Raw genomic sequence first — 26,797 nt, 5'->3', positions numbered from 1 at the left:
AGATTATGCCTTTTTACTTAGGCACAGTTAGAAATCAAGACCTTATTAAGTTTTTAAACAAAAGTAACTTTCAATATAATTTTAAATAATGATAAGATTCCCCAAATTTTTTAAGTTTCCTGCTATAGTTTTATTCATACTAAGCCTTACCAGCTCCTGTGTTTCGCGAGAGGAAATAGTTTACTTTCAAGGACTGGAGAAGGCTGAAGCAGTAATGGATGAACAAAAAGAAAATAGCCTAAAGATTAAGCCCAACGATTTACTTACTATAAGTGTTTCGGCAGCCGAACAAACTGCAGCTCTACCCTTTAACCTTCCGGTAATTGGAGTGTCTCAAGGAGGTTCAGATATGGGTATGAGCGTTACTGGAAGGCAACAATTGCAAACCTACCTGGTAGAAGATAATGGCAAGATAGATTTTCCTGTATTAGGTAATATAGTTGCCGAAGGCCATAGCCAACAGGAATTGGCTGCAAAACTTAAAGAAAAAATTAGAAGATATGTTCAGGACCCTATTGTAAATGTAAGGCTGGTTAATTTTCAAATTAGTGTGTTGGGTGAAGTCAATCGCCCAGGAACCTTTGATATTCAGGATGCTTATTTCACTTTACCACAAGCCCTGGGGATGGCAGGCGACTTAAGCATTTACGGAAAAAGGGATAATGTTTTAGTAATGCGGGAAATAAATGGAGTCACTACCCATGCCTATCTAGATCTAGGTGATGCTAATGTTATTAATTCACCTTATTATTATTTACAGCAAAACGATGTGGTGTATGTAGAGCCCAACGGCCCACAACGTCAAAGCGCTAGTTATAACCGGAATGCGGGTGTGTATATTTCTATAGCTTCAGTTTTAGTTTCAGTAGCCGTACTTTTAACAAGATAAGAATTATGTCTCAACAATCTATACAAAATCGACCTCAGGAAGATCAGATTAACCTGAGGGAAGAAATTGAAAAATATTTATATTATTGGCCCTGGTTTGTGATGGGCGTAATCCTATGTTTGTTAATTGGGGTCTCATACCTTAAACTTACTACTTCTCAATATAGTACTACTGCCAGTATTATTATTAAAGACGAGAAAGGTAAAGGTCCAACTTCTGAAATGGCCGCTTTTACCGATCTAGGCCTTTTAAGTGGTATGGGAGCCAGTAGTATTGAAAATGAAATTGGTATTTTAAAGTCTAAGACTTTAATGACCCAAACCATTAAGGCATTGAATCTTAATATTACTTATTTTGAAGAAGAGAGTCTAAAGACTAAAGAACTTTATACTAAAACACCTTTTAAAGTTGTAGCGCTCCAGCTGAATGAGAAAGACCTGGTACATGCTATTAATGAAGGTTTAGGGAATACATATTATATTATCCCGAAATCTGACGAATATTTTCATTTGATTAATGTAGAGACGGGTGAAGAAATAGAAGGGAAGTTTGGAGTAACGTTAGAAATAGATTTTGCCACAATTATAGTGGAAAAAACCGGAATAAACCAGGAACAGGATGCAGGGAAAATTGCTGTTCGTTTTAGTCCGATGGAGTCTGTAATTGCAAAGTATCGAGGGGCAGTTCAGGTTAATTTAACCGATAAGAATTCAAGTTTACTACAATTGAATTTGGTAGATCCGGTAAAGGAAAAGGCACAGGATATTTTAGATCAGTTAATTTTAGAATATAATCAGCAGGCAATTGAAGATAAAAATTTGGTGGCGAGTAATACCGCTAAGTTTATAGATGAAAGGCTAGCTATAATAAATCAGGAGCTGGATTCAGTAGAAGTAGGTAAAGAGGAATTTAAAGAGTCGAATCAGCTTACAAATATAGAGGTCGAATCGGAGCAGTTTATTGAAAATGCCAGCGATTATAAAAAGCAACAACAGGAGGTTGGAACTCAATTGGAACTTGCCAATGCCATGATAACTTATCTGGAAACAGGTACTAATTCAGATCTTCTACCGGCAAACTTGGGGATTCAGGAAGATGGAGTGAACGATCTTATCAAGGAGTATAATACTTTAGTTCTTGAACGTAACAGGGTTTTAAGTGGCTCAACCGAAGAGAATCCAGTAGTCTTAAGGCTAAATTCGCAAATAAACCAAATGCGCACTAATGTTTTAAGAAGTTTGGAACGAATGCGCAACAACTTTAGGATTGCCCAGGAAGATTTAGACCGCCAAATGGCGGTTATTGGTTCGCAAATATCTTCTGTTCCTGCAAAGGAAAGACAATATCGGGGCATAGAAAGACAACAAAATATTAAAGAAGCATTGTATCTATTCTTGCTGGAAAAACGAGAAGAGAATTCGCTTTCACTTGCGGTTACGGCTCCTAAAGCAAAAATTGTGGACAATGCCTATAGTGGAAATAAACCGGTATCTCCAAAATCAAAGATTATATTATTAGCTGCTCTTATTTTAGGCTTGCTAATCCCCTTTCTCATTATTTACTTGAAGAATTTATTAAATAATAAAGTTACCGATAGAACCGATATAGAAAGTGCGACGAAAACAATACCAATTGTTGGAGAAATTCCCAGGATTTCGAGAAAGGAAAATGATTTAATAGCTGTAAACGATAGGTCGGTGCTTTCAGAGGCTTTTAGGATTATGGTTACCAATCTCCAGTATTTACTGGTAAATGCAGGCTATAAAGATAAGGGGGTGAAATTATTTGTGACTTCTACAGTGAAAGGTGAAGGTAAAACCTTTACAGCCTTTAATCTTGCCATTACTTTTGCAAATATGGGCAAAAAGGTAATTATTGTTGGGGCCGATCTAAGAAACCCGCAATTACAGCGTTATGAGTCTAATGCCCGTCAATATTCAGGTGTTAGTGATTATTTATATAACGATAAAGTGAAGCTTCAGGATATTATAGCACAATCTAAAGCGAATGAAAAATTAGATCTTATAGCTTCTGGCAATATTCCACCAAACCCATCAGAATTGCTTAGAAGTGACCGAATGGGGCATTTATTAAAAGAATTGGAGGAAATATATGATTATATTATTGTTGATACAGCACCGGCTATGTTGGTAGCCGATACTTTTTTGATAAATAAGTATGCCGATTTAACCTTATATGTTGTAAGAGCGGGTTATACCGAAAAGAAATTGCTAGGATTTGCCGAAGATTCTAAAAATGAAGGCAAGCTGCACGATGTTAGTTTTGTACTGAATGATGTAGAGCTCGCTAATTTTGGTTACGGAAATAAGTACGGATATGCCTATGGTGAAGAGAAAAAATCTTTTTTCCGTAGACTAAAAGATAAAGCGGCAATCTTTTGAATTGCTTTTCAATTTTAAAAACAGATTGTTTCTCCCAATGAAAACCGGGATCGCAATGACGGTTTTGTTTAGCCTAACGTCATTGCGAAAAGGCGAGAACCAATGCGGCAATCTCTTGTTGTAGAGAAAATAGTAAAGAAGGAGAAGAGTGAAGGAGAAAACAAAAGACGACTACAACTAATCAACCCACAACCGAGAATTGAAACCGCCAACCGCCAACCGCCAACTGACAACTACTTCTCGATACATCCCGATTCTATCGTCACACTCGAAGTGAAATCACGTCTTTGCGAGAAATCGATCGATTAGAGGGAAATTGATGACGCGACAATCTTTTCCTCTTTAACTCGAATGCTATTAACAACTCAATTAATATCTATCAATGATAAAAAAAATAGCCTTGGCAGGCTTTCTCAGCTTAATGTCCCTGGGCAGTTATGCACAATGGGATTTTTCAGGTTCAGTAAATCTTAATGCTTACCTTCATGATGGCGAATTACAACGTCTTCCATTTTGGATGTACCATAATCAGCGTGCCCGGGTTTCTGAAGAAACTAATATTTCGGGCTGGATTTCAACCAGGACATTTAGGGAGTTCAATAATGGAAATTCTCTGGAGATTGGAGCAGGGATATTATATCAGGATGGAATAAGGGATAAAATCTTTTTAGATGAGGTTTATGCAGCTTATAATAACTCCTGGCTGGAAGCTATAATAGGAAGAAAACAGAGAAAAGAGCTTTATAAAGGCCTTAGTGCCACCAACGAAAGTATACTTTGGTCTTTAAATGCAAGACCAATGCCCGGGATATCTTTGGCCACCAACCGCACAATCTTTTTTAGCCCTCAATCGGCTTTTGGCTTCGAAGCGCATTGGAGTGATTATTTGATGGGAAAAGATCGGTTTGTAAGGAATACTCTTTTACACCACAAAGGCTTTAAGCTGGTATATCGCCCAAGTCCCGACTTTGAGATAAAAGCCGGAATTCGTCATTTTGCACAGTGGGCCGGCGATTCCCCTGAATCAGGAAAACAACCAGATGGATTTTCAGATTACCTTAAAGTGGTTATGGGAAGAGAAGGTGGGAAGAATGCTGTTAATGGTGATCAAATTAATGTTTTGGGTAATCATTTAGGTTCTTATGAGCTGGAAATAAGAAAAAGGCTTTCTTCTGAAATGCAATTGCAATTTATTTATAACCATATGTTTGAAGATGGAACCGGAAGCCGATTTTCAAACTTCCCCGATGGACGCTACGGACTTTTCCTTGATTTTGATGATAAGCGTCGCTTGCTTAATGGTATATTATATGAATTTTACTATACGAGAAACCAGAGTATTAATTCGGGGGCTCCCCATAACAATGATAATTATTTGAACAATTTTCTAACCTATCATTCTGGTTTTACGTATGAAAATAGAATTCTTGGAGCACCGTTTTTTACTTATGATAAAGCCTTGGATCGGGTTGTGAACAATAAGTTTAGTGCTCACCACCTGGGACTTTCAGGGAGTTTTTCTAATTATTTTGTAAGTTATCCCTGGAAGTTGTTGTTAAGCTTTTCTCATAATGAAGGAAGGCATGGCGCTTTTTTCGTGCCTAATAAAGATGTCTATTCTGGTTTGTTTGATATACGTTTATTGCAATCTTTTGTGGAGTTAAATCTGCAACTAGGGCTGGAAGTAAGCAACCTTGCAGAACCTTTATACGGCCTGGGTATAAACTTGCGAAAAGAGCTCTAAATTTTATTCTTACCGGTTTCAGCATGCAGCCTCAGTATGCATTATTCAAATTTATAAATTTTGTAGCTAAAATTTAAAAAGCTCCTTCTCTTTGTAAGGGACGGTGGCGCATCGCAGAGGTACCGGAAGGGTTTCTTGTTCAGTAAGCAGTAATTCAGTAGGCAGTATGCAGTTTCAGCATGCAGTAATTTAGTAGGCAGTCTCAGTATGCATTATTCAATTTTATAAATTTTGTAGCTAAAATTTAAAAAGCTCCTTCCCTTTGTAAGGGAAGGTGGTGCATCGCAGAGGTGCCGGAAGGGTTTCTTGTTCAGTAAGCAGTAACTCAGTAGGCAGTGTGCAGTTTCAGTAAGCAGTAATTTAGTATGCAGTATGCGGTTTCAGCACGCATTTTTTATAGATTTTTATCCAGCGCACTAGACATGAAGCTTTCGATATCCAACTTAACGAACTAACGAATCCCGAACCAACCATTTTTCTTCTAAATCTCTCCCTTCATAATCTCTGAAAATATTTCAAAAGATCGTAATCTATCATTGTGGTCATAGATGTGGGAAACTGCAATAATCTCATTTACACCTGTTTCTTGAATAAAAGCATTGGTTTTTTCTTTTACTGTTTTAGCATCCCCAATAAATGCGTATTTAAGCATTCGTTGAAAACCTGGGTGAGCAAGAATTTCTTTATGCTCACTGGTAAACTCTTCCGGAGGCTGCATATAATCTATATTTCCGCTCATCACGCCAAGCATCATTTTAATAAGCGATGTCGATATTTTTTCAGCTTTAGCCGTTGTGTCGGCAGCGATTATATTTACCCCGGCCATAGTATAGGGTTCTTGTAGAAATTTTGATGGTTTGAAATTATTGTGATAAATACTAAGCGCCTGGTGTAGTTGGGCAGGTGCAAAATGACTGGCAAAAACGTATGGCAGGCCTTGTTCAGCCGCGAGTTGGGCACTATCTGTACTGGAACCCAAAATATAAACAGGAACATTTACACCCTCTGCCACGGTGGCCCGTACCTGTGCCTTTGTATTCTCTGCAGAAAAATAGTTTTGGATTTTTTTTACTTCCTCGGGAAACTTAAAAACCGACTTCATTCTATCTGAGCGGATTTCCTGTGCGGTAACTTGATCGGTGCCAGGAGCTCTTCCCAGTCCTAAATCTATTCTATTGGGATATAGTGTGCCCAGGGTGCCAAATTGTTCGGCAACAATTAAAGGGGAGTGATTAGGAAGCATAATCCCACCTGAGCCTACTTTAATCTTGGAAGTACCACCTGCAATATATCCTATTAATACTGAAGTGGCAACACTGGCAATACTTAGCATGTTATGATGCTCGGCAAGCCAAAACCTGTTGTATCCCAGTACTTCGGCTTTTTGTGCAAGGTCTAAACTTCTGTCAAAAGTTTCTTTAACATTAGAGTCTCTAGCTACGGTGGCCAATTCAAGAATCGAATAGGGGATATCCCTTAATTTTATATCCATTTTAGGTGTATTTTATATCTGTACATAGCCGAAATAGGTGAGAAATCCTTACAGAAAATCCACATAAACCCTTTATTTTCCAACTATTTTCAGGTGTTCTACTAATAAAAAGTTAAAAGTGTAATTGTGTTTTTGTCTGTAATTCGGTAACAAAAAAGTCTTTTAAGTACTTTTTTGTTACGAAAAATTGAATTAATTTAGATATATTAACAACTAGGAGTTAAATTTCGCATAAAAAGTTTCTGCCCGTTAAGTATACCTATAATTTAGCCTAAAACAAACCAATAAAATTAACACCTATGGCATCTTACTTGAATACCAACGAAATAAGATTGAGCCTTCAGCAACTGGTGAAACAATATGTTGAAGAGTGCGAATCTTGTAAACAACTCTCTGATGAATTTGTTAGCCTGATTAAACATAATTTTTGTGCTAAATATGTTTACTATAACAAAGAGAAACAGCAAATTGAAATAGGGATTGAGGCTTCTGAAGCTCCAGACACGTATCCGGACATTAAAATTTATAAATTTCCGGTAAAGAAAGCGGTAAAATGGTTGGATAAATCATTTAAAGATCAAAAACGAGATTTAGAATTTTATGGGAAACTTCTAAATAGGAATGATAACTTTAATTCCTCTGAAATTGTTTTGATGAATAGATAAGGATTTAATCACCAGTAATTAGCCGCCTAAGTAATTTTATTCGTTGTTCTTTTTTTTTAGTAAAACGAATAAAGTTATGTAGGCGGTTTTTATATATCTGCTTTTTATTTTTAGAATATGAATATAGAAATAGCAAGAATATACGAAGATAAAAAGGATTCGAAAAATATAAGGATTTTAGTCGACAGGCTCTGGCCCCGGGGCATCTCTAAAGAAGATGCATCTTTAGGTTATTGGCATAAAGAATGGGCGCCAGGAGATGATTTACGAAAGAAATTTCATTCAAATAAAGTTTCCTGGGATGAGTTTAGAAAAAGTTATAGGATAGAATTAAAGAATAATAAAGAAAACATTTTAAAAGATTTAGAAGAACTGGATAAAAGAAAAACGCTTCAACTTTTATACGGATCTAAGGATAAAAAGCATAATCACGCCTTAGTTTTAAAAGAATTTTTGGAAGATCTTTAAAGTAAGCCGTAACTTATTTAGCCAGATCTTCCATAATCATTTTAGCATGTATCCGAGAGTTTTCTATAAACCATTTATGAGTTTCTACGCCGCCACAAATAACTCCTGCAAGGTAAATTCCCTTTACATTCGTTTCCATTGTTTCCTTATTATATTGCGGGATTTTTTTTCCATCATCAGATAGATTAATACCCATACTTTTCAGAAAATCAAAATTAGGACGGTATCCGGTAAGCAGGAGTACAAAGTCGTTTTCCAGGGTTGTTAAGCCTTCCGGAGTATCAATAACTACCTGATTTGGCCTAATTTCCTTTAAGTTGGCATTAAAGAATGCCTTAATGCTACCTTCTTCAATTCGGTTAACAATATCAGGGCGAACCCAATATTTTACCCTGGAGCCAATATCTTCCTTTCTAACTATCATGCTAACATCACCACCTTTTCGGTATATTTCAAGGGCTGCATCTACAGCCGAATTGCTAGCACCAACCACAACGGTTTTTAAGGTGGCATAATAATGCGGATCTCCGTAATAATGGGCCACTTTAGGCAAATCTTCTCCGGGGATATTCAAATAATTTGGGATATCGTAAAAACCGGTGGCAACCACTATATTCTTTGCTTCGTATTCTCCTTTAGAACTGGTTATTTTGTGAATTTCTCCTTGCGATTTTACTTTGGTAACTTTTTCAAATAAATTGATGTTAATTTTATTTGAAGTGGCTATTCGCCGGTAATATTCTAGCGCCTCGGCTTTTCTGGGTTTCGGGTTGTTGCTGATAAAAGGGATGCCATTCAACTCTAGTTTTTCTGATGTAGAAAAGAAGGTCATGTTGTTCGGGTAATGGTATAACGAATTTACCAAACAACCTTTTTCCAGGATGAGGTACGACAGATTTTTTTTCTCTGCTTCGAGGGCGCAGGCAATACCAATAGGGCCGCCACCTATTATAATTAAATCGTAAATGTTTTTAGGAGTTTGCAAGATTTTTTAAGTCTTTTATGGTTTCTACCTGATCTTCAGCTTTAAAGACATAACTGCCGGCCACCAAAATATCTGCACCGGCCTTTACCAGTTGAGAAGCATTTTCATTGGTTACTCCACCATCAATTTCAATTAAAGTAGCGGCATTATGCGTAACGATAAGCTCCTTTAAACGCTGCACTTTTTGGTAAGTGTTTTCAATAAAGCTTTGCCCGCCAAAACCTGGATTTACACTCATGATGCATACTAGGTCGATATCATTAATCACATCTTTCAATAAATCTACATTCGTATGGGGATTTATGGCTACACCGGCTTTCATTCCTTCGGCCTTTATTGCTTGCAGCGTACGGTGTAAATGGGGGCAGGCTTCGTAATGTACCGTTAGATTATCGGCTCCCAATTTTGCAAATTCTTTAATGTACCGATCAGGATCTACAATCATTAAATGAACATCAATGGTCTTTTCTGCATGTTTGGAAATAGCCTGAAGTACGGGCATTCCAAAGGAGATGTTGGGTACAAAAACACCATCCATAATATCTATATGAAACCAGTCGGCTTCACTTTTGTTCACCATTTCAATATCACGCTGAAGATTGGCAAAATCGGCAGCAAGTATAGATGGAGCAATAAGTTTTGTTGTCATAGTTTTTGTGCTGTATGTATGTACACGCAAAAATAACAAGATTATACGTATTTGATGCTTTCTGTAAAATTATTTAAGAGGCAGTTTTTATTTCATATAACTTCATCATAAACTTAAATATTGGACGGTTTAAAAAGTATGGTAATTATGTTTTTAGAGAGGAGAAACGCTTTTAGATTCTAATTTGTTAAATGTAATTAATAAAGGCATATAAAAAAACCCCGGTTCATCACGCCGGGGTCATTCATCAATCAAAAAACGAACAGTTATGTTAGCCGGCCGTCGCCGGAGTTAACTGTTGTCATCTTAAATATCTTAACCTAAATAGGTTTTTAAAATTTTACTTCTTGAAGTATGCTTTAATCTTCTTATTGCTTTTTCTTTAATTTGTCTAACTCTTTCTCTGGTAAGATCAAAAGTTTCCCCAATTTCTTCAAGCGTCATAGGGTGCTGGTCTCCAAGCCCAAAGTATAAACGAATTACATCAGCTTCACGCGGAGTTAAAGTTTCTAAAGCACGCTCTATCTCGGTTCTTAAAGACTCGTGTAAAAGTTCTTTATCGGGATTTGGAGATTCTCCAGAACGTAAAACGTCATAAAGGTTAGAATCTTCACCTTCTACCAGTGGAGCATCCATAGAAACATGACGTCCGGAATTCTTCATAGATTCCTTAACATCATTAATAGTCATATCCAGCTCTTTCGCTATTTCTTCTGCGCTTGGTGGCCGCTCGTGAGATTGCTCAAGAAAAGCAAAGGTTTTGTTGATCTTGTTTATAGATCCAATTTTATTTAGTGGTAAACGAACAATACGTGATTGCTCTGCCAGTGCCTGAAGAATAGACTGGCGAATCCACCATACAGCATAGGAGATAAATTTAAAACCACGAGTCTCATCAAAACGTTTCGCAGCCTTAATCAATCCTAAATTTCCTTCATTAATAAGGTCGGGTAGGGTTAACCCCTGATTTTGATATTGTTTTGCCACCGACACCACAAAACGTAAATTCGCTTTGGTTAATTTTTCCAAAGCGCGGTCATCACCCGCTTTAATGCGTTGTGCTAATTCTACCTCTTCATCGGCAGTAATTAGATCAACCTTACCAATTTCTTGCAAATACTTATCTAGCGAAGCAGTTTCACGGTTCGTTACCTGCTTCGTAATCTTAAGTTGTCTCATCTATCGTCTCCTTGGATTTTAATTGTGAATAGCTCTTGTATTAGTTTATACGTAAAGACTCGTCTAAATGTTACAGAAAACCGTAATTATTTTTTTATTTTAAAAAACCTTGTAGAGTTTTTTATAGCTTTTTGATTGGTATATAGGATGATACACGCTTTTTGTCGTCAAAAATTTTTTTGATGAATTGGATGCTTTTAAAAATTATTTTCGCTAAAAAGCTTATATCACCTGTAACGTAGATTGCATACTACACTTATAATTTAATGCTTTGTTGATAGGTAGCCAGGTAACTTATTCATTAAATAGTATATTGTTTTAGGTTTTAGGTACTTCGTAGACGTTCCCCTACGGGTCGGGCTTTTCGTTGCAAGTCCGCGTTCGTTGCACTCACTGTGGGTTTTCCACTGCAATCCCTAACGCATAAAAAAGTTTGCAGTCTCAGTCTTAAGTTTGCAGTTGGGGTAACAGTATATATTTCAGTGTAGCAAACTAACGAATCACGATGTAAGGAATGCATAAACTTACTAGCCTTTACCCACTAACAACTCAGGTAAATATGTAGTTTGCAATCGCCGAAGTTTTACTAATACATTTCTAACATATAAGAAAAGGCATAAAAAAATCCCCGAAAAAAATTCCCGGGGATTTAATTTGTAAAGATTAAGACTAATTAGTCTTTATTTCTACGATCTTTTTGATCTCTACCTCGACGATCATCACGACTACGATTGTCTCTAGAGCCGCGGTTATCGCGATTACTATCTCTAGGCGGACGAGACTGATAACCTTCTGGTTTTTCCAATAAAGCCTTTCTTGAAACTTTTTCCTTTCGGGTTTTAGGGTCTATACCAAAGTACTTTACATCTATTATATCACCAAGGTTTACAATATCAGTAACATTATCGGTTCTTTCCCAGGCAAGCTCAGAAATATGTAATAGCACCTCATTTCCGGGAGCGTCTACATACTCTACTACTGCACCAAAGTCCAATACCTTAATTACTTTCACCTCGTAAACGCTTCCTTTTTCAGGTTTAAAGGTAACTGAGTCTATTTTAGCCAGAACTTTGTCAATTCCCGCCTGATCTGTTCCTAGAATTTCAACAATACCTTCCTCGGTTTCTGGATCTTCATTGATCACAATCTCAGTTCCGGTAGTTTTTTGCAGTTCCTGGATTACCTTTCCACCAGGCCCAATAAGTGCACCAATAAACTCATTAGGAATTCTTCTGGTGATAATTTTTGGAGCATGTGCTTTTACCTGCTCATTTGGTTGAGCAATAGTATCAGTAAGTTTTTCAAGGATATGTAGTCTTCCTGCACGCGCTTGTTTCAAGGCTTTTACTAAAATTTCGTAAGGAAGTCCTTTTACTTTTATGTCCATTTGGCAAGCAGTAATTCCGTCGGCTGTTCCGGTTACTTTAAAGTCCATATCTCCAAGGTGATCTTCATCTCCAAGGATATCTGAAAGTACCGCGTGACGTTCGCCATCAGAAATTAATCCCATAGCAATACCAGATACAGGTTTTGTCATTTTTACCCCGGCATCCATCATGGCCATAGTTCCGGCGCAAACCGTTGCCATAGAAGACGATCCGTTAGATTCTAATACTTCTGAAACTACTCTTACCGTGTAAGGGTTGTTCTCAGGAATCATTCCTTTTAATGCACGCTGGGCAAGGTTTCCGTGTCCAATTTCACGTCTTGAAGTACCTCTAATTGGGTAAGCTTCTCCTGTACAAAATGGAGGGAAATTATAATGTAGGTAAAAAGTTTCTTCACCCTGGTGTGTTGGCATGTCTATGGTATTGGCTTCTCTGGAAGTACCTAAAGTTACCGTTGCCAATGCTTGAGTTTCCCCACGGGTAAAAATAGCCGAACCGTGTACCGATGGTAAATAATCGGTTTCACACCAAATAGGTCTAATCTCGTCGGTTTTTCTACCATCAAGACGAATACCTTCGGCAAGAGTAAGTTCTCTTACTGCCTCTTTTTCGGTTTTGCTATAATATTGTTTGATTAGCTTTTCGTTTTCTTCTAATTCTTCTTCAGAAAATAAAGCCAGTACTTCTTCTTTTACGGCAGCAAAAGCTTCACTACGTTCTTTTTTGCTGTGGCCACCTTTGGCAATCTCGTAGATTTTATCGTAGGCAGCTTCCCGAACTTTTTGCTCAATATCTTCTTTCTCTTCAGCGGTAGCATATTCCCTAACCGGTTTTTTGCCAAAAGCTTCTGCAAGGCGTACTTGAGCGTCTATTTGTTTTTTAATATGTTCGTGGGCAAATTGGATGGCTTCAGCCATTTCTTCTTCAGAAATTTCTTTCATCTCACCTTCTACCATCATCACAGAATCTGCAGAAGCACCAATAATCATATCAATATCTGAATCTTGTAACTGGCTGCGGCTTGGATTTATTATAAACTCTCCATCTATTCTTGCTACACGGGCTTCAGAAATAGGAGTTTCAAAAGGAATATCAGAAAGTTGAATAGCAGCCGAAGCAGCAAGTCCTGCCAAAGCATCTGGCATTACTTCTTCGTCATGAGACATCAGCTGAATCATTACCTGGGTCTCTGTTTTATAATCTGATGGGAAAAGCGGGCGCAAAACACGGTCTACAATTCTCATGGTTAAAACTTCGCCGTCACTTGGTCTTGCTTCTCTTTTAAAGAAACCACCCGGGTAGCGTCCTGCGGCAGCAAATTTTTCTCTGTAATCTACAGTTAGTGGAAAGAAATCCATAGTACTTTCTTTGTAAGAAGATACTACGGTACAAAGCAACATAGCGTTGCCCATTTGAACAACAACCGACCCGTGGGCCTGTTTTGCTAATTTTCCGGTTTCGATAGAGATTTCTCTTCCATCTCCTAAATCGATAACCTCTTTAAATGTTTGTGGAATCATAATTTTGAATTCTTCGTTTGATCTGAATAACTTCACCAGATCTTTTTGTTAAACAATGGTCTCCGCCTATACCGGACGGCCGGGTGTTGTGTTGTTGTGTGTTGTGTAGACCAATGAAAAACTACTCTCTTTGAGCGACAATTTTCTCGATAATCCTCTTGTATAAGGTCTCTTAGAGATACTTTATTTGATAATCGAGATTTAAATTACTTCGGGTAGGGCAATTACTTTTAGTTTAATAAACGCACCTAAAACAAAGTGATTTATAAATTATTATTATAAAAAAAGGGGGCGTAAAGCCCCCTCTGAAATTTATTTTCTTAATCCTAACTCTTTAATAATAGCACGATATCTCATGATATCTTTCTTTTTTAAGTAGTCAAGTAAGCTTCTTCTTTTACCAACCAATCTTACCAAAGAGCGTTCTGAGTTAAAGTCTTTACGATTCTTTTTTAAGTGGTCTGAAAGATGAGAGATTCGGTAAGTGAACAATGCAATTTGTCCTTCTGCAGAACCGGTATCGGTTTTGCCTTTTCCGTGTTTCTCAAAAATTTCTTCTTTTTTTTCTTTGGCTAAATACATTCCAATATTAATTTTAATGATTTTTATGTATTGACAGTTTTTCCGTCAGGCGGCAAAGATACTACTTTAAATATAATTACCTACTCAAAGAAAAATTTATTTTAAGCCCTTACTGGTTGATTTTGAATAAGATCTAAATAAAGATTTACTTTATCCTTAAGCTCAGACCTTTTTGTTATGAAATCTAAAAAGCCGTGTTCTTTTAAAAACTCTGAAGTTTGAAAATCTTTTGGAAGGTCTTTCCCGGTAGTATCTTTTACTACCCGTGGGCCCGCAAAACCAATTAAAGCACCAGGTTCTGAAATATTGATATCTCCTAACATCGCGAAAGAGGCGGTAGTACCTCCGGTAGTTGGATCTGTGGCTAGTGAAATATACGGAATACGAGCTTCTGCTAATTGTGCCAGCCTAACCGAAGTTTTTGCTAATTGCATTAGAGATAAAGCGGCTTCCTGCATTCTCGCCCCACCAGATTTAGAGATAATCATGAAGGGAATTTGATTTTTTAGTGAATAATCTGCTGCCCGGGCAATCTTCTCACCTACAACAGAACCCATCGAGCCACCAATAAACCTAAAGTCCATACAGGCAATTACAAGGTCTTTTCCTTTAGACTTTCCAACAGCGGTACGCACGGCATCGTTAAGCTCGGTCTTTTCCTGAGCTGTTTTTAAGCGCTCGGTATATTTTTTAGTGTCCTTGAAGTTTAAAGGGTCTTTAGAAGTCATACCCTTATCCAATTCTTTGAATTTATTATCATCAAAAAGGATTTTAAAATATTCTTTACTACCAATTCTTACGTGATATCCGTCTTCCGGACTTACATAAAAATTACTTTCTAATTGCTCTGCATCTACAATCTTACCGGTAGGTGATTTATACCAAAGACCCTTTGGAACATCTTTTTTGTGTTCTGTGGGTGTTTGAATTCCTTTTTGTGTTCTTTTAAACCAAGCCATATATTTTTCAGGTTTCAGGTTTTGGTTTATTGTATGGGAAATAAACCAAAAGTTTTACTTAAAATAAAAACAGCCGGAATTTTAAAATTCCAGCTGTTTTAAAAAATTAAATTTATAGAGTGTTTACGTTATTAAGGTCTTCGAAAGCCTTTTTTAGTCGGGCTTTAAAAGTAAGTTCTCCTTCACGTAACCATTTTCTTGGATCGTAATGCTTTTTGTTAGGTACATCGTCTCCTTCAGGATTACCAATTTGGGCAGCAAGATAATCTTTCTTTTCTCCCATATAATTGCGAATTCCTTCAAGGTAAGCATATTGAAGGTCTGTATCTATATTCATTTTAATTACGCCATAGCCAATTGCTTCGCGAATTTCTTCAACTGTAGAACCGCTACCTCCGTGGAATACAAAATCAATATTGTTTTCTTCCACACCATATTTTTCTGAAATATACTCTTGCGAATTTTTAAGAATTTTTGGTGTAAGTTTTACGTTTCCTGGTTTGTAAACCCCGTGTACGTTTCCAAAAGCAGCAGCAATAGTGAATTGGTCACTTACTTTGCTTAATTCTTCATAGGCATAAGCTACCTCCTCTGGTTGGGTGTATAATTTTGAAGAATCGATATCGGTATTATCTACACCATCTTCTTCACCTCCGGTAACTCCAAGCTCAATTTCAAGGGTCATTCCCATTTTGCTCATTCTTTCCAGATATTTCTTGCAGGTTTCAATGTTCTCCTCAAGCGACTCTTCTGAAAGATCTATCATATGCGAGCTGTATAATGGCTTTCCAAATTGCTCGAAATGTTTTTCACTGGCATCAAGTAAACCGTCTACCCAGGGAAGTAATTTTTTCGCGCAATGGTCTGTATGTAAAATTACCACGACACCATAAGCTTCAGCAAGTTCGTGTACGTGTTTAGCGCCTGCTACAGCTCCTAAAATAGCAGCTTTTTCATTTTCGTTAGACAAACCTTTTCCAGCGTTAAACTGGCCACCCCCATTGGAAAACTGAATGATTACCGGAGAATTTAATTCGGCAGCGGTTTCCATTACAGCATTCATACTGCTGGAGCTTATTACGTTTACTGCGGGAAGGGCAAAGCCCTTTTTCTTGGCGTAATTAAAAATTTCTTGTACTTCTTTTCCTGTAGCTACGCCAGGTTTAATGTTATGACTCATAATTTTAGTTGAATTAGAAATACAAAAATAAGAAAATATGTTAGCTTAGAAAGGATAATTGATACCTACATTGTAGACGGCGTGATTAAAGTTGTAATCTCTTAACCAGCGATTGCCTTCAGGCAGGGCAGGGTCGTAGGTTTTAAAGCCAATATCAAATCTTAAAACAAAAAAGTTAAAATCGTACCTTAGTCCAAAACCCGAACCTATGGCGATGTTTTTAAGGTCTGCAAAAGACTCGAAAGTCGCTTTTTCGTCTTCAACAATATCCAGGACATTCCAAATATTTCCAACATCAATAAAAACGGCCGAATTTAAAGAGCCAAATAAATTATAACGATATTCGGCATTAAGGGCCAGTTTCATATTAGCCTCGTTAAATTCATTTCGGCCGCCACTGCTTCCGGGGCCAAGGTCGTAGGCTCGCCAGGCTCTGTTGTCGTTAGGGCCTCCGGCAAAAAAGCTTCTTACAAAAGGGATGCTGTTTGCATTTCCATAAGGAATGGCTACCCCTCCAAAAGCACGGAATGCAAAGATATTGTCCCTGCCTAAATCCCAATGCTTAATAAAATCGAGTTCGGTTTTAACATATTGGGAATAATTAACCCCTAATACACTATAAGTTCCATTCTCATTTTTGGTAAAATCGGCCAGGGAAGAAATGGCAGATAGTACATTCCCGGCAGTTTCTATTTTAAATCTAAATCGGGTAAACTCCTGGTCGTATAGATTCTTCTTGGTATTCCATAAATAGGTGTAATTGGTAGCGAATATAAGGTTGTTCTCGGTAAGACGCTTTTTGCGCTCTCCTATGTTATTTACCAGTCGTTTTTGGTCTTGGTTTAAGCCAGTGGTTCCTCCGGTATTGTTAGAAATGTCCCTAATAAAATTTTCAGCACCCGTAGGAATACTTAACAAGCCTTCTGAATTTAAATACGAAGGATTGGTCACTATATTTCCCGACTGGATAATTTGGTTTAGATCGTTATAAGAATTCCTATATACATTAAAGTAATTATCTATATTCAGGTTTCTTACATATTGAATATTTAAAAAATCCAGGCGATTTGAAAGCTTTGAAGAAGGATTCCATCTATAATTAAGAATGCCCGTTAGGTTACGTTTGTCGAGCCCAATATTGTTTTGAGTGCTAACCCCAAGGCTAAGTGATGTAAAGGGTTGCATGTATTTTGGAATAAAACGATCTGTATTAATAGGTAGAAATATTCGTGGGAAAGTAAGTTTTAGGTCGGCTCCAATTTCTGAAATATCAAAAAAGCGATCGTCATTGCCACTTATAGCGGCGTCTGTAGAAGAACCTATGCTTCCACGGCCTGAAATTTCAAAATTTTCAGCTCCTTTAAATACGTTTCTTATTAAAAGTGACCCCCCAAAACCAATCCCGAATTTTTGGATATTACTTTGTGAAACATCAAAATCAAATCCCAGGGAATATTTTGGTTGTGGCGTTAAAAAAATATTAGCGATAAGGTCACTACGGGTAGAATCTGCAGGATCTGGGGTGAATTGTACATTGGGATATTTAAAAATTCGTAAAGAGTTTAAGCGATTATAGGTCCTGGAACGAGAAATGTCACTGTAGGTATTTCCGGGTTTTATAAAAACGGCATCGGTAATGGCTTGCGGTTTATAGCGCTGCTTTTCAAAACTGTAAAGCGTGTAGCCATCTTCGGTGGTAATACTATCTGTAAGTGTTTGATTTCGGTTAGCGTATTTATAATCTGTAAAAATGTTAACCTTGCTTATTTGATGGATTTTAAATGGAACCCTTGAACTGGTGTCGGTTTCAGATGCGAAACGATTTTTTATAATAAGGGCCGTGTTTACCTTTTTTCCGGTGTTTATGGTATCTGCATTAAAGCTTATGTATTCCTGGTCAAAATTATAAACACCGCTATTTCTAAAAAGAGAAGTAAGCCGGTCTCTTTCTTCATTAATGTCTAGTGTCTTATACTGCATGCCCTCTTTTATGATAGATTTATCTCTATGCAACTCATATAAAGAGTCTAAAACCTTAGAAGAGATGCTGGTAGTGATAGAATCTAACTGATATGCTTCTCCAGTCGTTACATTATAAGTAACATGGGCGCGTTTCTTTTTTTTATTTGAAGGGGTTATCTCATAATTGGTTTCTACATTAAACCATCCATTGTTCCAATACCACGAATTTAATCGATTAACAGATTTTTGAGTTTCTTCTTTGCTTACAATTACCGGAGCTTCCCCCGTACTTTTTATCCATTCATTTAAAGATTTTTTTGAATGTAATAATTTTTCAAACTGCTTGTATGATAGAATATTTGTAAGCGTATTTTTCTTACTTTCATTCTTTAAGTATTTTTCGCTTAAAATCGAATCTATATCGGGGCGGGCAAGATTATAAAAATGAAGTCGTAGCGGTATGCCCAAAAAGCTGGTGTTTGGTTCCTGGTAGAGCTGATTATAAATACGGCTTTCTTTAATCTTTTCGTTATTTACGAAAATCTCATTGCCAGTGAGCAGTTTGTCATCACCCTCTACGCGTTTTACGGCATTACAGGAAATTAAAAAAAGCAAGCTTAAAAAAAATAATGATATTTTTGCGAAATGCCGATTCAAACACACATTTTTAAGAGATCAAAATTACATTTTTTGTATGGTTAGTAAAAGCCAAATTAAGTTAATAACCAGTCTTGCACAAAAAAAATATCGTTCTAAACATACACTTTTTGTAGCTGAGGGTATTAAAACAATAAACGAGCTTATAAACTCGAAATTTTCTTTAGAGCGACTTTTTACTACCGAACGGGATTTTGGAGTTCCTGCCGGTAAAATTCAAAAAATAGACGAAAAGGAACTTAAGAAAATAAGCTTTCTTAAAACCCCACAGGTTGCATTGGCTTTATTTAAAATTCCACAGGAGTTTGAGATTAAAGATGAAAACCTAATTCTGGCTTTAGACGGAATTAGAGACCCTGGAAATTTGGGTACTATTATTAGACTTTGTGATTGGTTTGGAATAAAGAGCCTGGTTTGCTCTAAAGACTCGGTAGATTGTTTTAACCCCAAAGTAGTACAGGCAACTATGGGGTCTTTGGCCCGCGTGAATATTGTATACCGTGATTTAAAGAATTATATTGAAGAATCAGGATTGCCCGTATACGGAGCTTTTATGGATGGGGAGAATGTTTACAATGCTGAAACTAAGGAAAAGGCAATTTTGGTAATGGGGAATGAAGCCAATGGAGTTTCAACAGAAATTGAAGCATTGGTAGAAAAGAAAATAAGCATTCCGCGTTTTGGAGAATTAAAAGAAACCGAAAGTCTTAATGTGGCCACGGCAACAGCAATTCTCTTAAGTGAATTTAGACGCAAAAGTTTTACTTAAAGCCTCTGGTTTGCTATTTTCCTGCAGATATCTGCTTCAAAATATCAACAAATCAAACCCGAAAATCCGTGTTGGTTTGCCGGGAAGTTAAGATATGCTTCTTAAATAGCCTTCAGAACCGTTTTATTGGAATGTGAAGTTGAGAAAAACAGCTTGTGATCGCATGGCATCTACAGCCTGGAATTTCGTTTCTGCCATTTCATTGTTTATGGTAAACACACCTCTTATTGAAGGTGAGAACTTAAAATAATAAAGATAAAGGTCTATTCCCAGCCCAACTTCATAGTGGAAATTATTGGTTCTTAAACGCGTGTCTACATCTGGGTTGTTCTCATTGCTGGAAAGATTTATTGATGTAGATAAACCTCCAACAACAAATGGTTTAAAGTTATTTTTTCGGTCTGCTGAAAACTTCAACAATAAAGGAATGTGCACATAAGTAGCATTTATCTCTTCAATATCTTTGGTGTAAGGAGGTCTAAAATTACGCGTATTAAAAGTAACACCCGGCTCTAACCGAAGGTCCAGATTGTTGTTTAGTCTTAAATTCCCAACCAGGCCTACGTTAAAACCAAGGGTTTTTTCAATAATGAGGTCATTCCCGTTGGGAGCTACTTCGTCATTATATTTAAATTTAAAATCGTAGGTGTTAAAACCCAGGTAATATCCCCAGGACCAACGTTGTCTGTCAAAATTCTCGTTATTTATAATTTTATCTCCTCCAAAAATTTGTGCGTTTCCAAATTGAACACAAAAAAGAAAGGTAATAACAAAAAGTTTCTTCATAATTTTATTTTGAAGCAGTGTAAATGGTTGCAACTCCAAGAGTTTGTGGCTTGTTTTCTATATCTATAAACCCAGTTTTCTTTAAAATATTGTTGAAAGCTTCCCCATGAGGAAATTCGGCTGCACTTTTACTTAAATAAGAGTAAGCTTCACGGTCTTTAGAAAATATTCGTCCAATTAAAGGTAGTATGTGGCCTGAATAGAGCTTATAACCTTGTTTAAACGGGAATTTAGTAGGTACCGAAGTTTCCAAAACTACAAAAATTCCACCGGGTTTTAGCACTCTTCTTATTTCTGATAGCCCTTTTTCTAAATCCTCAAAATTGCGTACACCAAAAGCTACGGTTATGGCATCAAAAGCATTGTCTTCAAAGGGCAGTGCTTCAGAATCTCCCTGAATCATCTCAATTTTATCGCTTAGGTTTTTAGCTGCAATTTTTTTACGTCCCACCTTTAACATACCTTCAGAAAGATCGAGGCCAACAATTTTCCTGGCATTAATATTTGCCATTTGTATAGCTAGATCTCCGGTGCCGGTAGCAATATCCAACACAGCAGTTGGTTGGTGCGCTTTTACCAAAGCAATAACTTTTTTTCTCCATTTAACATCGGTGCCCAGGGAAATAACCCGGTTTAAGCCATCATATTTCCCAGATATTTTGTCAAACATCTGCTCAACCTGCTTCTTTTTATTGAGACCTGAGTCTTGATATGGAGTCAATTTTTTGCCCATAGTACTATTTTTGCGTCAAAGATACACGATAAGAAATAATTGTACCTGAAACTTTTAGGATTTGTTGTAACAGACTTTGGTTTTTGGTTTGTCTAAAATACCTTACATTTGTTCTTCTTTTCAATTTCAAGCTGTTATATGAAGATAATTATTGCCGGAGCGGGTGAAGTGGGCTTTCATTTGGCAAAATTGCTTTCTTTCGAGTCCCAGGATATTACATTGATTGATACCAACCGGGACAATCTTAGTTATGCCGATACACATTTGGATATAAGGACCATTAAAGGAGACGCTACTTCTATTGCTATTTTAAAGGATGCACAGGTAAAGCATGTAGATATGCTTATTAGTGTAACCTCTAGCGAAGCGACTAATATTACAGCCTGTGTTTTGGCCAAACAATTGGGTGCAAAAAGAACAATAGCCCGTATTTCTAATACAGAATTTCTTGAAAATAAGGAGGAAATTGGTTTTACACGCTTTGGTATAGACGAGTTGATCTCTCCTGAAGCATTGGCCGCCAGGGAAATTGCCCTACTTTTAAATCAATCTGCTTTTAACGATAGTTATGAATTTGAAAATGGTGCACTAACTATGATAGGCCTTAGCCTTTCCCGCAACGCACTTTTTGTGGGAAAAACAGTAAAAGAAGCAGCTAATATTTTTCCAGACCTTAATTTTGTGCCTATAGCCATACAGCGTTATGGAACGCAGTATACATTAATTCCGCGAGGGGATACACAGTTTAAGGAGGGGGATCAGGTAAATTTCATTACCCTGAAAAGCGGTGTGGAAAATCTTTATAAGCTTACCGGAAAAACCAAGCAGTCTATTAAAAATATTATGATTCTGGGTGGAAGCAAAATTGGGAAAAAAACAGCCAAGGATCTCTGCAGAAATAATTTTAATGTGAAATTGGTGGAGAGTGACAAAGGAAAAGCTTACGATCTTGCCGATGAGTTGCCCAATGCACTAATTATTCACGGAGACGGTAGAAATGTAGAACTGCTGGAAGAAGAAAATGTACATGATATGGATGCTTTTATTGCCGTTACAGGCAATTCAGAAACAAATATTATGTCCTGTCTTGTGGCCAAATCCAAAAGTGTAAAGAAAACTATCTCTTTGGTGGAGAATATGGATTATTATCAATTGAGTCATTCTATAGGAATTGATACTCTAATCAATAAAAAATTACTTGCTGCAAATAACATTTTTAGATATGTGCGAAAGGGCGAGGTAGTTGCAATGACCAAGATTAATAATATGAACGCTGAACTTTTGGAGTTTATAGTAAAGCCAAATTCGCAAGTTTGCAACAAAAGGATTAAAAACCTCGATTTCCCGAGATCGGCTATAATTGGTGGAATTATAAGAGATGGGAAGGGTATAATTGCCTTAGGCGAGTTTACTATCACTCGTGGAGATCGTATAGTGGTATGTTGCCTGCCAAGATCTATAAAAAAGGTTGAAAAACTCTTTCTGTAATGCCTAGACTCAATTATCAAATTATTCTGCATGTTATGGGGCTGCTGTTACTTTGTAATGGTGGCTTTATGCTTACAGCGGTTTTAGTGAGTTGGTTTTATGAAGACGGTGTAACTATAGATATTTTGGCTGCAGCCTTCATTACCTTGTTTTTGGGGGTGCTTTTTATGTTTACCACACGAGGTCACCGCAAGGAAGTAAAAAAGCGGGAAGGTTACATTATTGTAACTTTTGGGTGGATCTTTATGGCTTTAAGCGGAACATTGCCTTATGTTTTAAGCGAATCTATTCCTGCCTTTACCGATGCCTTTTTTGAAACCATGTCTGGGTATACCACGACGGGCGCTTCTATTTTAAATGATATAGAATCTATTCCAAAAGGTGTGTTGTTTTGGAGAAGCCTTACCCATTGGATTGGTGGTATGGGAATAATTGTTCTTGCTATAGCAATCTTGCCTTTGTTAGGAATAGGAGGGATGCAGCTTTTTGCTGCGGAAGCACCTGGCCCAAGTGCCGATAAACTTAAGCCAAGGATTACCGATACTGCTAAAAGACTATGGCTAATTTATGTAAGTTATACTGCGGCTGAAACTATCTTGTTAAAGGTAGCCGGAATGAGTTTTTTTGATGCAATAAATCATTCCCTTAGTACGCTTTCTACCGGTGGGTTCTCCACTAAGAACATTAGCGTTGCTTACTGGAACGATAGGCCTATTATTCAGTATATCATTATGCTTTTTATGTTTTTGGCGGGTGCTAATTTTGTTTTAAGCTATTATAGCTTTAAAGGCCGAATTCAAAAGGTTTTGCATGACGATGAGTTTAAATGGTACTTTTACTTTATAGGTATTTTTACCCTCGTAGCTTCATTATTTATTTATTTTGAAGCCGATGTTGCGCTTTCGCAAATAGATCATCCCATGGTTTGGGGAGAGGCCGAAAGTGCATTTAGGCATGCACTTTTTCAGGTTTTAGCGGTTATTACCACCACGGGTTTTGTAAGCGCCGATTATACCATGTGGACTCCCTTCCTTACAATTTTCTTCTTTGGAATGTTTTTTCTGGGTGGCTCGGCAGGGTCAACTGCGGGTGGGGTTAAGGTGATGCGACATATCATTATGATAAGAAATGGAGGGATAGAATTTAAACGGGCATTACACCCAAACGCTATTCTTCCTGTACGATTTAACCGAAAATCTATCGGAAAAGGAGTAACCTTTAATATTTTGGGCTTTTTTATCCTTTATATGTTGTCTTTTATTATTGGGTCTGTTGTTTTAGGTGGGCTGGGTCTTGATTTTGAAACAGCAATTGGTGGAGCAGCCTCTTCCCTGGGGAATGTTGGTCCTGCTTTTGGGGCTTTGGGGCCGGTAAATAATTACGATATTCTACCGCCTTTAGGGAAATGGTGGTGTTCTTTTCTAATGCTTATTGGAAGGTTAGAACTTTTTACGGTGCTTATACTTCTTACACCATTTTTCTGGAGAAATAGGTGATATTAATATTCTATTTAAGAAAATAGAAAACTTGTCTAAAAGAATAATTTTCTGTCAAGTTGAATTCGTTTCAGACTTTATCAAGAATTTGCTTCGGTATTCTAACCCGTTTTTTATTCTCCAACAACCTGCATCTTCGAATAAATTAGGGAGTTGGCTTTGAAACAAATTCAAGATTAAAATATTGAATAAAAATTAGAACTATTAATGGTTTAAGTGAAATAAAAAAATCCCGATGGGTTTTAACCGCATCAGGATTTTTTTTTTAATATTATTAAGCACTTAAAATCTAAGCTTCAGAGAGTACCGATTTAATTCTTTTCAGCGCTTCTTCAATTTGAGATTCACTTGCCGCATAAGAAATTCTTATACAATCTGGGTTTCCAAATGCATCGCCGGTAACGGTAGCTACCAGGGCTTCTTCTAATAAAAACATAGAAAAATCTGTGGCGTTTTCAATCTTATGTCCTTTAATTGTTTTTCCGAAGAAATGGGAAACATTCGGGAATACATAAAAAGCACCTTCGGGTTCAGTGGTTACAAAACCTTCAATATCATTTAGTAGATCTATAATAAGCTTTCTTCTTTTCTTAAAAGTGTCTACCATATAGCTAATTTCACTAACCGGAGCCTCCAGGGCTGTAATCACTGCTCGCTGAGCTATACAATTGGCACCACTGGTAATTTGTCCCTGCATCTTGTTACAGGCACGTGCAATCCAGGTTGGGGCACCTATATATCCAATTCTCCAGCCGGTCATGGCGAAAGCTTTTGAAACACCGTTCACGGTTACTACGCGATCGTACATGTCTTCAAATTGAGCCATAGAAGCGTGCCCGCCTACAAAATTAATATGCTCATAAATCTCGTCACTTACCACAATAATGTCTGGATGCTTTTTTAATACATCGGCAAGGGCCCTAAGCTCTTCTTTGCTGTAAACCATACCACTGGGGTTGCAAGGTGAGCTATACCAAATCATTTTGGTTTTTGGGGTGATTGCTGCTTCTAGTTGCTCCGGAGTCATCTTAAAATCGGTTTCTACTGAAGTTGGAACTTCAACCGGAACACCTTCGGCCAATTTTACTATTTCAGCATAACTTACCCAGTAAGGACAGGGTAAAATAACTTCATCTCCTGGGTTTAATAAAACCATAGCTACATTTGCCAAAGATTGTTTAGCCCCTGTAGAAACCACAATTTGAGAATGGTCATAAGTAAGATTATTATCCCGCTTAAATTTATTGATTATCGCATCTTTCAATTCTACATAACCATCTACAGGCGTATAAGAATTGTAATTGTCGTTAATTGCTTTAATAGCAGCATCTTTAATAAAGTCTGGAGTGTTAAAATCTGGTTCTCCAAGGCTTAAACCTATAATGTCCTTCCCTTCGGCTCTAAGTTCACGCGCTTTTGCCGCCATAGCCAGCGTTTGGGAAGTGGCTAAATTGTTAATTCGGTTGGATAAGTGTTCTTGCATTTTTTTAATGGTTACAAATTAATTACTTACTAAATGAGATTGAAGAAAAATAAAATGATCCTTTTCAATCTCTATCTCGTAGAATTCTTTTTAAAAAAATCTACGAAATTGCAGGTTTGGCACCCATTTCTTTTAAATGTTGAAAATGGGCAATTATTGCTGCGCGTGTGGTTTTATATTCGTGATAGGGGAGATTGCATTCAAATGCTGTCTCTTTAACTATGCTAGCTATTTTAGAATAATGAATATGACTAATATTCGGGAAAATATGGTGTTCTACCTGGTGGTTTAATCCGCCGGTAAACCAGTTTACTATTCTGTTTTTTGTTGCAAAATTAACCGTGGTAAACAATTGGTGAATAGCCCAGGTGTTTTTCATAGAGCCGGTTTCATCTGGTAATGGCATTTCTGTTTCTTTTACCACGTGGGCCAATTGAAATACGATACTTAATATTAATCCGGCTGTATAATGCATTACGAAAAATCCTATCAAAATCTTCCACCATGCAATAGACAGGATAAGCATAGGAATAATAATCCATATAGCTAAATAGATCAATTTAGTGATGGCTATAATACTCCATTGTGTTACAGGATTAGGCATTTTACCATAGGATAATTTGCGCTTTAAATAATTATGGGTCTGTTTAAAATCTGTGGTTAAGGCCCAATTAAAAGTTAATAAACCATATAAAAACACTGAATAGTAATGTTGAAAGCGGTGAAAGCTATACCATTTAGCGTGTTCAGAAAAACGTATTATTCTACCGGCATCTAAATCTTCGTCATGTCCATGTATATTTGTGTAGGTATGGTGCAAAACATTATGCTGTACCTGCCAGTTGTAAACATTTCCGGCAAGAACATATATGGTTCCTCCCATAAATTTATTGATCCATTTTTTTGAAGAGTAAGAACCGTGATTCCCATCATGCATAATATTCATTCCTACTCCTGCCATTCCGGCACCCATAACCATTGTAAGCAATAGCATCCACCATTGAGAAATATCCAGGGTGAGAATTAGAAAATATGGAGTTAGAAATAGAGAGAACATCACTACAGCTTTCAGGTGTAGTTTCCAGTTTCCAGTTTTTTTAAGATTATTTTCTTTGAAGTAGTCATTAACGCGTTTATTAAGTAACCTAAAGAATTTTGTAGAATCTTTTCGGGAGAACTTTATGTGATTTTGAATTTTTTCCATGTAATTTTTGTAAGCGGTAAAGGTAAAATTTTTACGTAGTTAATCTATAATTCAGTACGTATTAATATACGGTATTTTTAAAGCGGCAAATTATGTATTTTTGTCCAAAATTTGAAA

Annotated in this window: 21 protein-coding genes; 8 read left to right on the top strand and 13 right to left on the bottom strand. The window is 37.0% G+C overall.

The genetic code is table 11. The features are described 5' to 3' along the window. Positions 1–88: 88 nt before the first annotated feature. The 3 genes from GUB10_RS11355 (at position 89) to GUB10_RS11345 (ending at position 5,035) form a co-directional block, all read left to right on the top strand. Positions 89–889, top strand: a complete 801-nt coding sequence (locus GUB10_RS11355; RefSeq protein ID WP_193711574.1) for a polysaccharide biosynthesis/export family protein — start codon at positions 89–91, stop codon at positions 887–889. A 5-nt stretch (positions 890–894) separates the two neighbouring features. Beyond that, positions 895–3,291 (top strand): polysaccharide biosynthesis tyrosine autokinase, encoded by a 2,397-nt coding sequence (locus GUB10_RS11350; RefSeq protein WP_193711573.1) that lies wholly within the window; start codon positions 895–897, stop codon positions 3,289–3,291. 382 nt (positions 3,292–3,673) lie between these two features. Next, positions 3,674–5,035, top strand: a complete 1,362-nt coding sequence (locus GUB10_RS11345) for a capsule assembly Wzi family protein (RefSeq protein WP_193711572.1) — start codon at positions 3,674–3,676, stop codon at positions 5,033–5,035. Between the two features lie 481 nt (positions 5,036–5,516). On the opposite strand, the gene GUB10_RS11340 is transcribed toward GUB10_RS11345, so the two are convergent. Beyond that, entirely contained in the window at positions 5,517–6,521 is a 1,005-nt protein-coding gene (locus GUB10_RS11340) for an LLM class flavin-dependent oxidoreductase (protein WP_370591097.1), read from the bottom strand. A gap of 305 nt (positions 6,522–6,826) precedes the next feature. Here GUB10_RS11340 and GUB10_RS11335 point away from each other — a divergent pair, with 305 nt between their 5' ends. Continuing rightward, positions 6,827–7,192 carry a hypothetical protein gene (locus tag GUB10_RS11335; protein WP_193711570.1) on the top strand — a complete coding sequence of 122 codons (366 nt, stop codon included), beginning with the start codon at positions 6,827–6,829 and terminating at the stop codon, positions 7,190–7,192. Between the two features lie 117 nt (positions 7,193–7,309). Next, positions 7,310–7,660, top strand: a complete 351-nt coding sequence (locus GUB10_RS11330; protein ID WP_193711569.1) for a DUF488 domain-containing protein — start codon at positions 7,310–7,312, stop codon at positions 7,658–7,660. Between the two features lie 13 nt (positions 7,661–7,673). On the opposite strand, the gene GUB10_RS11325 is transcribed toward GUB10_RS11330, so the two are convergent. The 8 genes from GUB10_RS11325 to GUB10_RS11290 form a co-directional block, all read right to left on the bottom strand. Further along, positions 7,674–8,645: a YpdA family putative bacillithiol disulfide reductase gene (locus tag GUB10_RS11325; RefSeq protein WP_193711568.1), complete on the bottom strand. Its 972-nt coding sequence runs from the start codon at positions 8,643–8,645 to the stop codon at positions 7,674–7,676. Beyond that, entirely contained in the window at positions 8,632–9,294 is a 663-nt protein-coding gene (rpe, locus tag GUB10_RS11320; protein ID WP_193711567.1) for a ribulose-phosphate 3-epimerase, read from the bottom strand. The genes GUB10_RS11325 and rpe overlap by 14 nt, the downstream gene beginning before the upstream one ends. 315 nt (positions 9,295–9,609) lie before the next feature. Beyond that, the gene (locus GUB10_RS11315; RefSeq protein WP_011708302.1) at positions 9,610–10,473 is read right to left on the bottom strand and encodes an RNA polymerase sigma factor RpoD/SigA; all 864 of its coding nucleotides are present in this window, start codon (positions 10,471–10,473) and stop codon (positions 9,610–9,612) included. 673 nt (positions 10,474–11,146) lie between these two features. Further along, a complete protein-coding gene (locus tag GUB10_RS11310) occupies positions 11,147–13,381 on the bottom strand; it encodes a polyribonucleotide nucleotidyltransferase (protein ID WP_193711566.1) in 2,235 nt (744 codons plus the stop codon). Positions 13,382–13,693: 312 nt separating this feature from the next. Further along, positions 13,694–13,963 (bottom strand): 30S ribosomal protein S15, encoded by a 270-nt coding sequence (gene rpsO / locus GUB10_RS11305; protein WP_193711565.1) that lies wholly within the window; start codon positions 13,961–13,963, stop codon positions 13,694–13,696. A 101-nt stretch (positions 13,964–14,064) separates the two neighbouring features. After that, positions 14,065–14,922, bottom strand: coding sequence for an acetyl-CoA carboxylase, carboxyltransferase subunit beta (gene accD, locus GUB10_RS11300; protein WP_193711564.1), 858 nt, complete (start codon positions 14,920–14,922; stop codon positions 14,065–14,067). Between the two features lie 112 nt (positions 14,923–15,034). After that, entirely contained in the window at positions 15,035–16,102 is a 1,068-nt protein-coding gene (gene fbaA / locus GUB10_RS11295) for a class II fructose-bisphosphate aldolase (protein WP_193711563.1), read from the bottom strand. A 45-nt stretch (positions 16,103–16,147) separates the two neighbouring features. Further along, a complete protein-coding gene (locus GUB10_RS11290) occupies positions 16,148–18,721 on the bottom strand; it encodes a BamA/TamA family outer membrane protein (RefSeq protein ID WP_193711562.1) in 2,574 nt (857 codons plus the stop codon). Between the two features lie 37 nt (positions 18,722–18,758). Here GUB10_RS11290 and GUB10_RS11285 point away from each other — a divergent pair, with 37 nt between their 5' ends. After that, positions 18,759–19,490, top strand: a complete 732-nt coding sequence (locus GUB10_RS11285; RefSeq protein WP_193711561.1) for an RNA methyltransferase — start codon at positions 18,759–18,761, stop codon at positions 19,488–19,490. A gap of 123 nt (positions 19,491–19,613) precedes the next feature. Here GUB10_RS11285 and GUB10_RS11280 read toward each other — a convergent pair whose 3' ends face one another. Both GUB10_RS11280 and ubiE read right to left on the bottom strand, forming a co-directional pair. Continuing rightward, a complete protein-coding gene (locus GUB10_RS11280; protein WP_193711560.1) occupies positions 19,614–20,276 on the bottom strand; it encodes a porin family protein in 663 nt (220 codons plus the stop codon). Between the two features lie 4 nt (positions 20,277–20,280). Beyond that, entirely contained in the window at positions 20,281–21,009 is a 729-nt protein-coding gene (gene ubiE, locus GUB10_RS11275; protein ID WP_193711559.1) for a bifunctional demethylmenaquinone methyltransferase/2-methoxy-6-polyprenyl-1,4-benzoquinol methylase UbiE, read from the bottom strand. Between the two features lie 138 nt (positions 21,010–21,147). On the opposite strand from ubiE, the gene trkA reads away from it, so the two are divergent. Both trkA and GUB10_RS11265 read left to right on the top strand, forming a co-directional pair. Further along, a complete protein-coding gene (gene trkA / locus GUB10_RS11270) occupies positions 21,148–22,497 on the top strand; it encodes a Trk system potassium transporter TrkA (RefSeq protein WP_193711558.1) in 1,350 nt (449 codons plus the stop codon). After that, on the top strand, positions 22,497–23,993 hold the full coding sequence (locus GUB10_RS11265) for a TrkH family potassium uptake protein (RefSeq protein WP_193711557.1): 1,497 nt from the start codon (positions 22,497–22,499) through the stop codon (positions 23,991–23,993). The genes trkA and GUB10_RS11265 overlap by 1 nt, the downstream gene beginning before the upstream one ends. Positions 23,994–24,282: 289 nt before the next feature. On the opposite strand, the gene GUB10_RS11260 is transcribed toward GUB10_RS11265, so the two are convergent. Together GUB10_RS11260 and GUB10_RS11255 are read right to left on the bottom strand one after the other, a co-directional pair. Beyond that, positions 24,283–25,476 (bottom strand): pyridoxal phosphate-dependent aminotransferase, encoded by a 1,194-nt coding sequence (locus GUB10_RS11260; RefSeq protein ID WP_193711556.1) that lies wholly within the window; start codon positions 25,474–25,476, stop codon positions 24,283–24,285. Positions 25,477–25,576: 100 nt separating this feature from the next. Continuing rightward, a complete protein-coding gene (locus tag GUB10_RS11255; protein ID WP_193711555.1) occupies positions 25,577–26,680 on the bottom strand; it encodes an acyl-CoA desaturase in 1,104 nt (367 codons plus the stop codon). Between the last annotated feature and the right edge of the window lie 117 nt (positions 26,681–26,797).

The organism is Salegentibacter sp. BLCTC (assembly GCF_015143665.1).
GTDB lineage: Bacteria > Bacteroidota > Bacteroidia > Flavobacteriales > Flavobacteriaceae > Salegentibacter > Salegentibacter maritimus.
Note: the sequence above shows the minus strand (reverse complement) of the source record. Positions and strands in the feature narration are given on the sequence as shown.

Excerpts from the sequence above, each read along its gene's own strand:
- GUB10_RS11265 (WP_193711557.1), top strand. The coding sequence starts at position 22,497 with ATGCCTAGACTCAATTATCAAATTATTCTGCATGTTATGGGGCTGCTG.
- GUB10_RS11355 (WP_193711574.1), top strand. The coding sequence starts at position 89 with ATGATAAGATTCCCCAAATTTTTTAAGTTTCCTGCTATAGTTTTATTC.
- GUB10_RS11350 (WP_193711573.1), top strand. The coding sequence starts at position 895 with ATGTCTCAACAATCTATACAAAATCGACCTCAGGAAGATCAGATTAAC.
- GUB10_RS11255 (WP_193711555.1), bottom strand. The coding sequence starts at position 26,680 with ATGGAAAAAATTCAAAATCACATAAAGTTCTCCCGAAAAGATTCTACA.
- GUB10_RS11345 (WP_193711572.1), top strand. The coding sequence starts at position 3,674 with ATGATAAAAAAAATAGCCTTGGCAGGCTTTCTCAGCTTAATGTCCCTG.
- GUB10_RS11335 (WP_193711570.1), top strand. The coding sequence starts at position 6,827 with ATGGCATCTTACTTGAATACCAACGAAATAAGATTGAGCCTTCAGCAA.
- GUB10_RS11315 (WP_011708302.1), bottom strand. The coding sequence starts at position 10,473 with ATGAGACAACTTAAGATTACGAAGCAGGTAACGAACCGTGAAACTGCT.
- rpe (WP_193711567.1), bottom strand. The coding sequence starts at position 9,294 with ATGACAACAAAACTTATTGCTCCATCTATACTTGCTGCCGATTTTGCC.
- trkA (WP_193711558.1), top strand. The coding sequence starts at position 21,148 with ATGAAGATAATTATTGCCGGAGCGGGTGAAGTGGGCTTTCATTTGGCA.
- GUB10_RS11285 (WP_193711561.1), top strand. The coding sequence starts at position 18,759 with ATGGTTAGTAAAAGCCAAATTAAGTTAATAACCAGTCTTGCACAAAAA.
- GUB10_RS11260 (WP_193711556.1), bottom strand. The coding sequence starts at position 25,476 with ATGCAAGAACACTTATCCAACCGAATTAACAATTTAGCCACTTCCCAA.
- accD (WP_193711564.1), bottom strand. The coding sequence starts at position 14,922 with ATGGCTTGGTTTAAAAGAACACAAAAAGGAATTCAAACACCCACAGAA.
- GUB10_RS11330 (WP_193711569.1), top strand. The coding sequence starts at position 7,310 with ATGAATATAGAAATAGCAAGAATATACGAAGATAAAAAGGATTCGAAA.
- ubiE (WP_193711559.1), bottom strand. The coding sequence starts at position 21,009 with ATGGGCAAAAAATTGACTCCATATCAAGACTCAGGTCTCAATAAAAAG.
- fbaA (WP_193711563.1), bottom strand. The coding sequence starts at position 16,102 with ATGAGTCATAACATTAAACCTGGCGTAGCTACAGGAAAAGAAGTACAA.
- GUB10_RS11280 (WP_193711560.1), bottom strand. The coding sequence starts at position 20,276 with ATGAAGAAACTTTTTGTTATTACCTTTCTTTTTTGTGTTCAATTTGGA.
- rpsO (WP_193711565.1), bottom strand. The coding sequence starts at position 13,963 with ATGTATTTAGCCAAAGAAAAAAAAGAAGAAATTTTTGAGAAACACGGA.
- GUB10_RS11310 (WP_193711566.1), bottom strand. The coding sequence starts at position 13,381 with ATGATTCCACAAACATTTAAAGAGGTTATCGATTTAGGAGATGGAAGA.